The sequence below is a fragment of the Parabacteroides sp. CT06 genome (genome assembly GCF_002257605.1).
In the GTDB taxonomy this organism is placed as follows: Bacteria; Bacteroidota; Bacteroidia; order Bacteroidales; family Tannerellaceae; genus Parabacteroides; species Parabacteroides distasonis.
Map to the genome: position 1 here is coordinate 4,903,523 of NZ_CP022754.1, position 15,164 is coordinate 4,918,686.

Annotated in this window: 12 protein-coding genes; all 12 read left to right on the top strand. The window is 39.0% G+C overall.

Features of this window, described 5'->3' with window-relative positions; translation table 11 throughout:
• The first annotated feature begins 81 nt into the window (after positions 1-81).
• The 12 genes from CI960_RS21380 to CI960_RS21430 all read left to right on the top strand — a co-directional run bounded on the left by CI960_RS21380 (position 82) and on the right by CI960_RS21430 (position 15,151).
• A complete protein-coding gene (locus CI960_RS21380) occupies positions 82-1,788 on the top strand; it encodes a hypothetical protein (protein ID WP_094582566.1) in 1,707 nt (568 codons plus the stop codon).
• A 2-nt stretch (positions 1,789-1,790) separates the two neighbouring features.
• On the top strand, positions 1,791-2,654 hold the full coding sequence (locus CI960_RS21385) for a leucine-rich repeat domain-containing protein (RefSeq protein WP_057329586.1): 864 nt from the start codon (positions 1,791-1,793) through the stop codon (positions 2,652-2,654).
• Positions 2,655-2,719: 65 nt separating this feature from the next.
• Positions 2,720-3,082 carry a glycosyl transferase family 2 gene (locus tag CI960_RS21390; protein WP_227211261.1) on the top strand — a complete coding sequence of 121 codons (363 nt, stop codon included), beginning with the start codon at positions 2,720-2,722 and terminating at the stop codon, positions 3,080-3,082.
• 177 nt (positions 3,083-3,259) lie between these two features.
• Positions 3,260-4,297, top strand: coding sequence for a tail fiber domain-containing protein (locus CI960_RS21395; protein ID WP_227211263.1), 1,038 nt, complete (start codon positions 3,260-3,262; stop codon positions 4,295-4,297).
• A 47-nt stretch (positions 4,298-4,344) separates the two neighbouring features.
• On the top strand, positions 4,345-4,731 hold the full coding sequence (locus tag CI960_RS21400; RefSeq protein ID WP_008778959.1) for a hypothetical protein: 387 nt from the start codon (positions 4,345-4,347) through the stop codon (positions 4,729-4,731).
• Between the two features lie 28 nt (positions 4,732-4,759).
• Positions 4,760-10,930, top strand: a complete 6,171-nt coding sequence (locus CI960_RS21405) for an RHS repeat-associated core domain-containing protein (RefSeq protein ID WP_057317229.1) — start codon at positions 4,760-4,762, stop codon at positions 10,928-10,930.
• A gap of 69 nt (positions 10,931-10,999) precedes the next feature.
• On the top strand, positions 11,000-11,377 hold the full coding sequence (locus CI960_RS21410) for a barstar family protein (RefSeq protein ID WP_005860314.1): 378 nt from the start codon (positions 11,000-11,002) through the stop codon (positions 11,375-11,377).
• 68 nt (positions 11,378-11,445) lie between these two features.
• Entirely contained in the window at positions 11,446-11,802 is a 357-nt protein-coding gene (locus tag CI960_RS21415; RefSeq protein ID WP_005860312.1) for a hypothetical protein, read from the top strand.
• 9 nt (positions 11,803-11,811) lie between these two features.
• The gene (locus CI960_RS23270; protein WP_154396539.1) at positions 11,812-11,964 is read left to right on the top strand and encodes a hypothetical protein; all 153 of its coding nucleotides are present in this window, start codon (positions 11,812-11,814) and stop codon (positions 11,962-11,964) included.
• 359 nt (positions 11,965-12,323) lie between these two features.
• A complete protein-coding gene (locus tag CI960_RS21420; RefSeq protein WP_005860310.1) occupies positions 12,324-12,869 on the top strand; it encodes a hypothetical protein in 546 nt (181 codons plus the stop codon).
• Between the two features lie 380 nt (positions 12,870-13,249).
• Positions 13,250-14,203, top strand: coding sequence for an outer membrane beta-barrel protein (locus CI960_RS21425; protein ID WP_010182623.1), 954 nt, complete (start codon positions 13,250-13,252; stop codon positions 14,201-14,203).
• A 24-nt stretch (positions 14,204-14,227) separates the two neighbouring features.
• Positions 14,228-15,151, top strand: a complete 924-nt coding sequence (locus tag CI960_RS21430) for a hypothetical protein (RefSeq protein WP_005860307.1) — start codon at positions 14,228-14,230, stop codon at positions 15,149-15,151.
• The last annotated feature ends 13 nt before the right edge of the window (positions 15,152-15,164 follow it).

Genomic DNA, 15,164 nt, shown 5'->3' on the forward strand with positions numbered 1-15,164 from the left:
TATGAAGAGAAGACCTATTAAAAATATGTATTAATTGAGAAAATATGTAGTGAATATGTTGAATTTATTAAATCTATTGTTATGAAATACTTATTATCTTATTTTATCGTTGGCCTAACATTGCTAGGATGTACAACAAACGAGCTGGAGACAAATATACAACAGTTGAATATTAGTACAGAAATGGGAGAGTTGGATAATGTCATATATCCACTTTCAAGTAATTATCAACAAAATGGTATTCAAACAAAGGCTGGTGGAGATTTTGGTTCAAATTGGGAAAGTTATTTGAATGTAACATTAGCTTCTGGTAGTAGTGTTGCCACACCATGGAATGAAAGTGGAGCTGTATCACTTTCTGTTCCAAAAGATTTCTGTTTTGATATAAAAAAGCAGGACGGTTGGAATATAATTGCTCACACAATGTTTTCAACAAGTGATAAAGGATTGAATTATATTATATTTTATAATAAATATTCAGGATTGTTGAAAGGCTTTTATTATTTAGAGGGAAGTACTACCCCTAATAATACAGCAATCTGGAATATCTCTATTGAACCTAATCAATCCCTTTTAGATTTCGCAGATAAATTTGCAACAGCGGTTAATAGCAATGTGAAAAACAACTCGGTAGGGATTACGAATATTACAAAAGAAAGTTCTAAAGGATTTCTTCCGGGATGGAATTGTTTTCAACAAGAATTGGCTTATGATCCTAATTTTACAAGTGGTTATTTGTATGTAACTCCTCAAATGGTGACTACTTCATCCATTAATTTGAGTGGTAGTTTTCAATCAAAATCAGAAGGATTTATTGCTTCGCTTGCTAATTCAAAATCAACGAATAAAGTTACTGATGGTATAGTTAATGGTGCCGGTGATGAGGCAGAGAAGTGGTTTAATAAGCAATTAGCTAATGATAAATTTAAAAAAGTTACCGTTCCTATATTAACTGAAGGTGTAAAACAGATTGTTAATTTAGGCCTTAATTCTCTTGTAGGTTCATTTCTGGGTATTTTCTCTCCTGCTAAGCCTAATAATCAAAAACTACAAATATCTACACTAGGATCTGTTGATATTAGTGGTACTATAACTTCGGTGCAAACGGGTTTAGTTTATCCAATACGTATTAATATATCCAAACAAAATGTAGGTACTTTAGGGGTGTGGGGATTAAAAGAAACTCCTATTATTTATTTGGATCCTCTGGCGGAGCATGTTGATAATCCGGGTGATTCTTATGTTCAAGCAACATATAAATTAAGAGGCACGGGTGGAGTTAAATATGAAACCGTAATTAATCCTACAATTAAATCTGAAATTTCGTCTGAGGGTACATCTTATTCTCTTGTCCGATATTCTTCTTTTCCTAAAGGGGTTAATTCAGATAAATATGATTGTGGTTCTTTGGGTAAAGGAATATGGGGAGGTCCTTTGAATGATTCATATTTGTTATATAAAGATAATGATGATGTAGCTATATATATGCAGAATTTTAGTTTTCCTATTACTGTAAGATATGTAAAACCGACAACAACTATCCATCGTAGTATCTTTCTTCCTTATACAAAGGATGATAGGGGAAACAGTATAAAGTTTAAATCGGATCATGTTTGTAAAATGACCCATAGCTTTAATGTTAATCTTGGTGGAGTAAGTCATACTTTTGTTTCAACAAAGACATTTGTACCTCGATTGGAATGGCATCCAGATTGGTATAATAATTATAAAGATGTATTTCCTTACTCTCTAGATGTAGAAGTTCAAAGTATTAAAAATGAAATATAGATATGATTTTTAGAAGAAGACAACAAAAATGCTGGTTGAGTATAATCGCATTATTAATGCTGGTTTGCAGTTGTTCTGATGATGAACGAAAGGAAATACCCACACCTGCAAAACCTTATTTGAACGTGAAAGACAGTCTGGCTTTGGTGGACATCTATAAACAGGCGCATGGAGAGGGTTGGACACTGGTTGATTGGGATCTGGAAAACATACAGACATGGGGTGGTGTGACTGCTGCCCTAGACACTGTTATGAATGAATATCGGGTAGTTGGTTTTGTGATGCAGGATGGTTCAAATGGTATTTTATCAGATAAGATTGGAGATTTAGTGGAGTTGAGAAGTTTGAGTCTTTATGGGAAAGGTTTGTATGGAGAGCTTCCAAAGACGATTGGAAATTTAGTTAATTTGGAAAGTCTTGTCATTTCTTCTACCTCTTTAAGTGGCGCATTGCCTAAAGAAATTGGCAATTTAAAGAATATAGAAGTGATGCAAATTTATTTCAATGAATTTACTGAAATACCAAAAGAGTTCGGCAATCTTCCCAAATCGGGTGTCTATATGATGCAACACAATAAGTTTGCGGGTGAGGTACCGGAGACGTTGCGGTTTTATGAAAATAGTGATGAATCAAGCGGTATTAGTGGCATCGATCTGAGCTATAACTGCTTTACATCGTTTCCATGGTCTTTTTTCACAGATGATGATGATTGTTTGGTACCTCATTTGTGGGGAAATAGGCTATCTGGAACCATTCCAGATGAGGTATTTAAATCTCCGAAGTGGGAGAGATGGAAAACTCAAATATCACGTCAAGAGAAAGGATATGGATATTCTAATTACCCGCCGGAAGAAGATGAGCATTGAAAAATCGCTAAAAAGACTGTTTGACAATCTGAAGTTAAACAGTCTTTTGTCATGTACATGACTCGTTGAATCATTATTTGGTGGATGTGTTCGGTGGTCCGGATAAGGCGTATGTCTCGTTTTTCCCGATCCAGAAGGCGATCAATTACGCCATGACCTCGTCCTTGACGACCGGTGGTATCAGCAGCGGGAAAAAGAAGCTGGTACATTGCTTACCGGCATTATTCACGTTTTCAGTCTGTCTATTGGTTATCGGCTCATTCTTTTGCCGCTTGTTTCTGGTGCCTCTTATTATTTATGCCCTTTTATTGTTTGTAGACGCAATGTTCCGCAATAAATGTGATTTACGTGTAGGATCGCTATCCGTAATAGCCTCTTTTACGCAATTGTTTGGATATGGTACTGGGTTCCTTAGAAGTATTATTTGAATGTTTATCTATTTATATTTTAGAACAACTTATATGAAAACAACAAGACTTTTTTCTTTCTTAATTTTAATTAGTTTAGTATCAAACGCAAATGCTCAACTCCGGGTTCTTTCAAATGGACGAGTACAAGCAGGCCTTTTAAAAGACAATAATGAGGACTTAGGAAATGTAACCTCTATGCAGATATATGGTCGGATAGGGGATGCACGCGCAGGTTCGAAATTAACATTTGGTGATTTTGGACAATATGCGAATCAAGGTTGGAATGTGTTTGCTGGAGAATATGGAACCACGGATACGGATCAACTTTGGCTGCATGGGAAATTGGGTATTTATATGACTACAAATGGTTATGCTAACAATGTCGTGGCGTATTACAATCCGGCTAGTAATACTAATTTCGTGTTCAATACGAATCTTCGTGTGAATGGAGTGAATATAACTTCAGACGCTCGCTTGAAGGAAAATGTAGAGTCGCTGCAAAATCCATTAGCTCTTTTAGAGCAAGTGAATGGGGTCTCTTATTCATACAACCTCTCTACACTTGAGGAGAATAGGGAGCAGGATGAGTCTAAGTTCTCTGCCACATTGGATAATGGGATATCGGGAAGTTCCTCCGATTCAGAGGAGATTATGGATGCCGCTACTATCGCAAAGATAAATAGAGACAAACAAATCCAAGCAGAGATAGATCGAAGAGAGGCAGCGGAGGCTAGTCGTAAACGAATTGGTTTTTTGGCTCAAGACATACAAAAGGTATTACCCGAACTTGTACAAACGGATGAAAACGGGATGATGTCTATAGATTATATAGGTTTTATTCCGCTTATCGTAGAAAGTATCAAGGAGATGCAACAAACGATCCAACAACAGAATGAGGTGATTGATAATTTGCAAGCTCTACTATCGCCGGAGGTACAATCTCAATTACGTTCGAACACGACTTCCACAAGTAATATAAGTGCTCTGGATGGCGCAAAATTATATAATAGGGAAGGTGCTTCTGTCTCTTATACCTTACCGGCGACGTTTGTGTCTGCTAGTCTACAGATATTTGATGTCACAGGTAAACCCGTGAAAGTTATTAAGTTGGATAATGGAAGTAGTAATGTGGTAGAAGTAAGCCGTTCGGAACTTGGTTATGGAACGTTTATTTATACTCTTTTTGTGGATGGGAAGAAAGCGGATACTTTGAAGAAGTATGTAAGTCTGTAATCTCAAGGAATTAAAAATAGAAATAACAGAATCATAAATTCTTTGATATGAAAGAGAGAATCGTCTTTTTTACATGTATCGTTTTGACTTGCTTATTTTCCCCGTTATCATCACAAGAGGTTGACACGAGAAGCTGTGTGAGTACTTATACAAATCAGACAGTTTCATCAAGTGTATCAGTTTTGGGCTGTAATACGTTGGCTGTCCAAAATGTAACCGTGGCAAGTAATGGTAATTTATCTCTTTCCGCTCCGGCGCAAATTACGATTAATGGGCCTTTTGAGGTAAAGTCTGGCGGAATTTTGAATATTAGGCAATCCCAACAAATGATATTTACTTATACTTATGATGCGTCAGGAAATAGAACAACACGGCAATTTAGTGCGATGGCTTCATCTTTGGAGGCCGTTCCCGTAGACCAAGAGGAGGATTGATCAAAATATAATTTAAGTATACTTATAGATGAAATTAATATATTTATATACGATAGGGATATTTATCATGTTTATGTCCCCATCTTCTTATTTATGTGCCCAAGGAGTTGCTGAGAATAATCAATTTTTCGATTGGAAGGAAAGTGATTACAAGGCTTATGAGGATTCTTTATTGAAGGCTTTATATCCTCCGGTTATAGCGAAAACTGCAGAAAATCCGGAAAGGTTTTCACAGCAACCTCAGGCTTTTGTTCCTAAAGCCATATCTGATAATACTTACGTTCCGACTACAGTTACAATAGATAAATCGAAAGCTGTAGGAGAGATACCGATACAAACAGGTGTTTCCCCGACTGGAGCTAAAACCTATACGGTTCCCATACAGGTTTATCCGGGTATAAATGGATTTGAACCCCAATTATCATTGGCTTATAATAGCCAGCAAGGAAATGGCATCGTTGGTATTGGATGGGGTATTGGCGGTGTGCAATCGATCATGCGTACGAGTAGGAATATTTATTATGATGGTAAGCCCCAAGGAGCTTTACGTACGAAAGCGGATGCGTTCGTGTTAGACGGGATGCGTCTTATAAAGATCTCAGAGAATGCGACAACTATTAATTATGAGTCCGAGCAAGGCAATATAAAAGTAAAAGCTTTTTTGTCCGGCGATGTCGTGAAATATTTTGAGGTATTTTATCCTAATGGAACCAAGGGCATATTTGGATATGCCTCAAATACAAGCAATAAGATCTTTTATCCGATAGTTTCTTTGTCTGACTTGCGAAATAATCAGATCCTATATACTTATGTCGAGCAAGAAAACCATTACAGATTGACAAAAGTTGCTTATAATGGTGCCTCTGTGGAATTTCAGTATCAAGCCTCACGACCGGACCCCTTGGTCTCTTTTATAGGAGGGCTTAAGACAGGGGAAAGCTACTTGCTGGCTAAAATCATCAGTAAATTAGGCTCTACTGCGCTTTGTACGTATAGCTTGAGCTATAAAAACCAGAACAATAGCTCAGTTTTAAGCCAGATAGATTATTCCGCCTCCGGGCAATCTCTGAACCCTATAAAGCTTTACTATGGAGAAGGCATAACAGATGGGTCTTATGATAATGGTTCTGTCACACAGCTATATAATTGGTATGAATCAACGGATCCTGCTCGTATCAAGGTAGTGAAAGGAAGGTATGATTATGCGTCGGGGGCAGATGGTTTGATCTCTTTGCCTAATGAGAATCCCTATTGGGAGCATTACAGACATTCGACGGCTTTTCAGCATTCCCAGAATAGATATGACAATAAATTCACCGGAGAAGAGAAAATCTATCTTTATGCCGGATTGAATAGCGAGTACGCTTCCCCCATGCCCAATCTTACGACCGGAGCTAATTTTATCGATATCTTTTGTGCGGATTTGGAGGGAAAGCAAGAAGAGCATATCATAAAAGTAAACAATGGCGTTTCCGGTGATAATGATCAAGTGACTTTCCGTGTATATAGGGCCAGTTTGACTGTGGGATTGGTATCTAAATATACACGGACTTTTAATTTCCCGACCGTATTGACCGATGCGGATGGGGCAAAGAGCATACATCCTAAGTTTTATTATACAGGGGATTTCAATGGGGATGGAAAACAGGAAGTACTAGCGGTCTCTTGCCATCATCCTTTTGGAGAGACCAGTAAGACCTCTAAATGCTATATATTTGATTTGGAAAGTGGTAAGGTCTTATATCAGAGTTACTTGTTTCCCTATAACGTTAATTTTGTAGGCACGGAGCAGCCTGATCCTGAGGACGCATTTCAGAAAACAGATAGACTTCTGGTATTAGATTATGATGGAGACGGGAAAAGTGACATCGCTCTTATTAATGACTCCGGGATAAATATATATACTTTTGATGTTTCCGGTAGTACTTGGACGGGCCGAAAAGTCTCTACTTATACCGGATTAAAAAAGGTGGATCTAAAAGATCGCTCGCTGTTGCTGGGGGAGATCAACGGAGATGGGCTTATGGATTTGCTGGTATCTCCGAAAAAAAAGGATCCAGTCTATACGTGGGCCGCTTATAACTCGATGGGAGATGGACAATTTTATAAATCCACGTTTGCCGGTACTCAAAACTCGGGGATTTCTACGGATGGCTTTTTGCTACAAGATGTAAACGGGGATGGTATGACAGACTTGATCCGGTATCATAGCTCCGGTTTCTTCACTTACCTCGCTAAGAAAAATAACGTGGGTTCGGTTGAATGTGCCCAAAATTATACATCGAAATCAATCTTGATCCCGACTAATATAAACAGTCATAATTATTTTAGTCAATTGGTCAGCTTGAAGAATGGAGTGGTTACAAAATATTCATTCAAGAGGAATGACAATAAAGGCGTTTTGGCCACGGGTATGGCGAATAGTTTGGGAGTGGTCGAAAAGAACACATACCTGTTGATGAATGAGGAGGCCATATCTTCCGGTACTTATGCTAAGGGTGCGAACGCTGTTTTCCCGTATGTGGACATTCAAGAGTCTATTCCTGTCATAGCCTTTTCCAGTACTTATATGAAAGGTAGCCGGGTTGATAATTTCACTTTCACGTACCGAGGTGGTGTTATTCACCGCCAAGGATTGGGGTTTAGGGGATTTGAGAGTATATTCCGTACGAATTTGAAAGGGCAGCTTACGGAGCAATATTTTGATCCTTATAAATATGGCGTATTGAAGAGTGAGGTTTCACCTGAGGCGAAATTGACCTATAATTTTGCCGTTAATGTTCAAGCCAATAAAACGGTCAAGATACGTTTAAGCAATAAGACAGAGCAGGACTTGCTTAAGGGTATTACGGCTACTACCGCTTTTGTATATGATACTTATGGAAATGCGACGCAAGAGACTATCACTTACACTGGGGGTATTACGGTAAAAAAGGCGAACACATTTTATAACAATACGGCAGAGAGTGGATATCTTATTGGTTTCTTGACCGATCAGAGCGTGACTACTACTCGTAATAGCAGTACTTATACCGAGCGAATGAATATTCCTTCGCATACGAACGGCTATGCGAATAGCAAGGTGTTCTATAAGAATGGAAATAAAGCGAAAACTTACGAGTATGTTTATGATACTCCGGGTAATATCACAAAAGAGACGCTATTCTTGTATGGTTCGGATAAAGGGCTGAAGACCGAATATGCTTATGATACGAACGGTCGATTGAAAAAGGTGACAAACCCATTAGGACTTGCAAATGAGTTTTCTTATAATACGGAGGGGCGTATGTCTTCTGAGAAGGACCACCGGGGAAAGTCTACGGCGCATACGTATGATCCATTTGGTCGGGAGACAAGTGTCACGTTCCCTGATAATACTACCGCTACTGTATCTTACGGATGGTCGGAGGAAGGGACAAACGCTTTGTATGCCATAACCCGTTCTGTGACGGGTAAACCTACTACTAAAAGTGTATATGATGCGTTGAATAGAGAGGTAAGAACGGCCGAGACTCGTTTTAATGGCAGTTTTCTAAAAACGGATAAAATTTATGATAGTTATGGAAGGGTGCAAAAAGTCTCTCGTCCGTTTGCCGGTAGTTCGGCTACGGCTTGGAATATCTATAGTTATGATACGTATGATCGCTTAACCGCTATATCGGAACCTTCCGGAAGAAAAACGACTCATGGTTATAGCGGCAATAGTATAACAACGGTGGAGGATGGAATCTCTGTCAAGCGGACGTATGATGCGTTGGGCAATCTTATATCTGTGGTAGACCCAGCAGGAACGATTACCTATAATCTGCGTCCGGATGGACAACCTTCTTCTATCGTCGCACCGGGTAACGTGACTACTTCATTTGGTTATGATGGTTTCGGCCGTCGGACTAGCTTGGGCGATCCTAGCTCTGGTACGACAACTTATGCTTATGACGCATCCGGCAACCTATTGAAAGAGACGAACGCAAATAATAAGGTTATCAATTACACGTATGATACGTATAATCGCCTTAAAACGGCGACTTTACCAGAGTTTACGACTACATATACTTATAATGGCTACGATGAGTTGACGAAGGTCTCTTCTTCTGTCGGAACTTCCATTGATTATGTATATGATGCGTTGGGTCGTCTGTCGAGCCAGACAGAGACGGCGGTAGACAATAAATATTTACGAAAGGATTATACCTATAACGGAGGAAATGTAAGCTCTATTAAGTATACGTCTCAATCCGGAGTTTTGACAACCGAGAATTATAATTATGCGAATGGTCATTTAGTTGAGACCAAGCTGAATAACCAAACATCCATATTTAAGCTCACGAAAGAGAATGACATGGGGTTACCTACCGAGGTACGCTCCGGTGCCTTATCTCGTACCTATGGATATGACAGTTATGGATTCCCTACTTCCAGGAAGATACAGAAAACAGGGGTGACCACATTCCTCCAGAATATGGAGTATGTTTTTGATCCTGTTAAACGGAACTTGACTTACCGGAAAGACATTAATGTATCCCAAGAAGAGAAATTCTCTTATGATAATCTTAATCGTCTGACTTCCTACAAAGGGCTTATGGCAACTTATGATGCGAAAGGAAATATCTTAACCAAAGGGGATGTCAGTGGTACATTCGCATATAATACAAGTGGCAAGCCTTACGCCATATCTTCCTCTAGCGTGGCAAATGGTATTATGTCTTCCGCCACACAGGTTATTAGCTATACCTCTTTCAAGCGTCCGAACGCTATTACGCAAGATGGTAACGTGGCCTCGTTTACCTATAACGGCAATCAGCAGCGTGTGAAGATGCAGGTGGCTAAAGGGGGTAGCCGTTTGTTGACCCGCTATTATTTGGGGGATTGCTATGAGATCGATGAGACTCCCTCGGGTAATAAGGAGAAGTTGTATTTGGCGGGAGAGAATTACTACGACGCTTCGGCGGTATTGGTGAAGGATCATACGAATAGCTGGAAACTTTATTATATAGGTCGTGATTATCTGGGAAGTATCACGGATATCATCACGGAGGCAGGGACGAAATACGCGAGTTATAATTTTGACGCATGGGGTCGCCAACGTAACTCATCCAGTCACGTTTACATCCCTTCGGGGCAGGAGGTAGAATTGTTCCTTGGTCGTGGCTACAGTGGCCATGAGCATCTTAAGGAGTTTGGCTTGGTAAATATGAACGCTCGCCTGTATGACCCGGCTCTGGGTCGTTTCCTCGCTCCTGATCCGTTTGTCCAGATGCCGGACTTGTCCCAGAACTTCAATCGTTACAGCTATGCCATGAACAACCCGTTGAGGTATGTGGACGAGGATGGAGAGTTTATCCATATTATAATAGGTGCGGTTATCGGAGGAACAGCAAATTTGATCTATAAGGCTGTATCGGGTCAACTTCATAGTTTCAAAGATGGATTTGCCGCATTTGGTATTGGAGCCGCCGCCGGAGGTTTAGGTGCTGCTACGGGGGGATTGGCCTTTGCCGCCGCCGGAGGTGCCGCCGGGGGAATCGGAGGCTTTCTGGCTGGAGCCGCCGCAGGTTCGGCGAGTACAGCGGTGATGATGCCGGTCCAAAGTGCGGGTAACTCGTTGTATTTCGGGGATCAGTTTATGAGCTTGAAGGATTATGGTTTGGGTATTCTGGGTGGAGCCTTGACAGGTGGAATCGGAAACGGTACGGTTGCTGCCTTGAAAGGTAATAACTTCTGGACAGGTAAGGACGTTAAATTCGGACGGACAATCTTCTCGTTCAAGAACACGGCAACAAGACCGGCACCGGAGATGAGGTTGATGGAGGCTCCAGGAAGTGGGCTAAATGTGACGCAACCGGATATTAGTAATACCCCTAAATTAAATCCGGTAGAGACATCATCTCAGGTCGCTTCTTCTAGTCAATCTTCGGGTACGACTCGTTTTGTGACAACTCCAGATGGGGTAACTCATGATTTACAACCGACTATTGATAGAATACGGTCTGGAAAGTTGTTTACGTTTCGTCATGATGGGGCGATCTATTATAATAATGAAGGAAAGTTGCCAAATTTATCAAATGGTGTTTATAAAGAGTATGTTCATCCTACGCCTGGTTTGACAAGAGGAGCAGGGCCTATGAGAGTTATCACAGGAGGAAGTAAGATGTGGTTTACTCCAGATCATTATGGAACAATGATTCAAATCAAATTTTGAAAAAAGTTCGTTATAAGTATGTGAATATATAATATTATTCTTTCATTTGTATTCTAAAACTACTATTAGATGGAGAATATATTTTTTGTAAAGTATCCTAGAATGTATCTAGTGGAGGATACATTTATTGGATATGTATATAAAGTACGAGACAAAATGGATTTATTCCTTAACTTATCAAAAGCTCTAGTGTTTCCTAATTATTTTGGAGAAAATTGGGATGCTCTTTGTGAAGTTTATAGGGATTTTGACTGGATATCTAATAATGATATTGTAATAATACATGAAGATTTATCATTGTTAGATGAGTATGACTTAAGAATGTATTTGAAAATAATTAAAATAACTCTTTCATTTTGGGCTGGTTTTAATGATCATTCTGTATGTTTTATTTTTTCAGAGAAAGATAAAAAACGAATAATGGATGTCGTTGATTTAATGAAATAAATTTTGTGTTAACTTAATTTATCGAATGTGCTTTATATGTTTGAAGTATTTTTAAAAGAATAAATGCTATGAAGAAACAGATAGAAGACTGGCTTTTGGAATTAAGCCATAATGAAGTGATACCAGAAAATATAGTAGCACTGAATTTTGGTATTTTTGAGTCTGAAAATGGATATTGTGTTTATTTGATAGGCTCTGAAAGTTATGATGTGGACGATGATGATTGGGCTTGTGATGTTGATTATGAGCCGGTCGATAAGTATCTAAATATTGAAGGTGTTGATGTGGATCCGGATAAGTTCTTAAATGAGGTAATTACGATCTTATTGGACATTATTTCATTGGAGAAGGTTAGTGCTTGGTTATTACATACTAAGTATATAACTGTAGGATTTGATGATGGAGTGTTGGAGAAAATTAGATAGATGTGATTTATGGTTAATTTTATAAAGCAAGGTGATATATTCAATCTGAATGGAGTTCGCAGTTACGCTCATGGTTGTAATTGCGCCGGAGCGATGGGAAAAGGCATAGCGTTGCAATTTCGGGAGCGCTACCTCAAAATGTATGCAGAGTTATTCTCTTGATTTTAAGCGGTAATAAGAAGGGGTTTATTTAAAAATAGGCTGTTTCGTGATGGAAAATGAGACAGCCTATTTTTTGTTTGAGTTTTTGTATATGTACTGATATCGAGTTCATCTCATGAGTATGAAGAATTATGGCTTGGGTATTCTGGGTAGTCCTGTCTAGGGTTGGTACTTTAGGTGTGGCTTTTGATTATGGATGATCATATCCTTAAAGGTATAAAGCATACTTCTAGTATGAAAACAGGCTAAATAGAGGGAGAGATAATCTACTTTATCGTTTTAAGTATAGGAATCATAGATTTTGTATACATTTGTAGACGTATCTAAAACTCACATCTATCTCATAAAAGTGAAAGAATATGGAAGTTGTATTAAAACTAAACGCACGTTTGCAACCGATGCATAGACATGAATTAGAGGATGCGATTCAAGGTGTACTTGAGAAGGAGCAAATGGGAGAAGTAACAGGGGGTGGTACGGTTCAAAATCCAGACGGCGAGATTGTAAGTTGTGATATAGATATCCATCTAGCTGGTGATAAGTGGGATCATGTAAGTTTTTTGGTAAATTTACTAAATCGCTTGGGTATCCCCAATGGTTCTGCCTTGCTAGGGATAGATCGTAAATTTAGAGTGGAAGTTGGGACTTTGGAGGGATTGGCTTATTATCTTAATAATACAGATTTACCCGATGTAGTCTACGAAACCTGTGACATTAATCATGTGGTTGAACAAATGGAGTTGGCAATGAAGGGAATCGGCGGTTTATATAGCTATTGGGAGAGCGATGCATACACGGCCTTGTATTTTTATGGAAATTCTTATTCCGAAATGAAACAGAAAATAGAGCCTTTTGTCGCAACATATCCCTTGTGCCAAGAAAGTCGTATTGAGCAAATTGCTTGAATAATAAAACCTCTGTTAAAATAGAAGGTTAGATATCCCTGTATTTAGGAGATCAGTTGATGAGCTTGGAGGATTGTGTTCAAGGTATTTTCGGTGTTGCTCTTCGGGTGGTATCGGGAATGATATGGTAGCGGTTTTGAAAGATAATTAAAAGGAATAGGTTGTCTCATAGTGAAAATGAGACAGCCTATTTTTTGTTTGAACTTTTGTATATTGATATGTTGGTTTCATACAGCAAAAGGTAAGGGCTTGTTCAATGGTTTGGATAGAATGGTTTGTGATAAATAATTTTTTGTGGCTAAGCACGTTTTATTATTAAATCTAGGTACTTAGAAAGAATGAGGAGTTTAGAAAGTGGATGTTGAACTTATAAATGAAAAATGAAAATGATTAAATGTTTGTCTGTCTTATTTGTCTCTTTTCTGTTTCTAATGACAGGATGTGCGCCCAAAGTCATTACAAATATCTCTAAAAGTTACCCGGCAAGCGTAACTGCGGATAAGGTTCGTTTGTATGAGCTGGGGGAGGCTGTTCCTGCCTCGGCAGAGAGGATCGGCAATGTTTCTGTAGTGGATAACGGAGTGTCTACTAAATGTAATTATGATCAGGTTGTTTGGTTGGCGAAACAAGAAACGGCAAAAGCGGGAGGTAACGCATTGGCGTTGACAGACCATCGGAAACCTTCATTATTGGGTAGTAGTTGCCATCAGATAGCCGGTAGTATGCTTTTAGTGTCGGACACGGCGGCGTTTCGGGCCGCTCCTCTATCGAAAGCTTTGGATTTGGAGGAAGAGGCTGTCGTGGAGAAGTCTTCATTTGAGCATAACACGATTTATGCGAATATAGGTTACGCTTTTGTGACCAGTAAATTTTATTTGCCACCGGGTGGGTCTGGCCATCCTAAAAACGGATTGGATTGGCAAGTTGGGTATGATTGGATATCAAGGAGCGGTTTCGGTGCTGGCTTATTGTATTCGGGATATAAATCGTCTTATACTTATTCGGGAATAGATATTAACGTGGGGCTTACTTATGTCGCTCCTCAATTTGTGATGAAACAAATCATAAACCGATGGATCGTGGAAGAGAAAATAGGTATAGGATATTTTAGTTACCGGGAATCGGCGAGGGGGATAAGCGAGTCCTTATCCGGTGTAGGATATAATTTCTCATTAGGCGCAGAATATCTTTTGTCAAAGCATGTGGGAGTGGGCTTGAATATCGGTTATGTAGGAGGTTCCTTACCCAAGCAAGAGAATGTCTCTTACGATAAAGGAGATTACTCTGGCTTATTTCGTTTGACTTTTGATGCGGGGGTACGATTCCATTTCTAGTATTGACGAAAAAATGTTATCAAGATGTTGAAAATAGGATGTTTATGGATGATGTTGTCTATCAGTGTAACTGCATTTGCTCAAGACACTTCTTCTGATTGTGATAAAGAATATTACGATAGGTATGGAAGATGGATGGAAAATCATCTAGTGACATGGTGGGGTGTCCCACCAGTTTTGATGAGATCGTCCGGTAAATATGCGGATTTGATTTGTGAGAAGTTATCGGAGATTAATTATGAGGATACCCATTTTTTTATAACATTTTTGATAGATGAGAATGGGATACCTTATTGTAGCTCGTCTTCTTGGGAGAAAGGTATGGATGGAGAGGATAGGAATACTATACAGGAATTGTCAAAATCATTTAGGTTCATCTCAGCAAAAAATGGAGATTTGGCCGCTAAAAGTTTCTATAATTTTGTTCTTAAAAGAAGCAAGGACAGTGGACAATGGCATTATTCGGAGTCATTGATGTTTGAGAAAGAACAAGATAAATTATTGCCGGATGGGAATATCGTAGAAAATATGAGCCTTGTGATTGCAACTGATCGAGACACTGTTTTGATGGGTGATACTGTAAGGGTAAGCTTGCGATTTAAGAATATATCGGATAAGGATAAGCTGTTTTATCCGGGAGGAGTGATTATGATATACGAAAAATCTATGCGAATGAGTTCTAGTATAATGCCTCCTAGTTTCATATTGTCGAAGGGAAAATCGGATCAGTTACAAAATATACCGTCCGGTTTAGTCTATGAGATTAACTACCCCGTAATTGTATCATCCCCATTGTTTAAGGAAGGCGAGAATAGGTTAATGTTTAGATATCATTGGGGATTGAATTTATCTAAGAAAAATGTAACTGATAATATAATATATGGAAACTTGTATAGTAAAGAGGTTCGTACATATGTAGGAAGTGATTTGTGTGTATTTGGTTTATAGAACTTCAATTCTA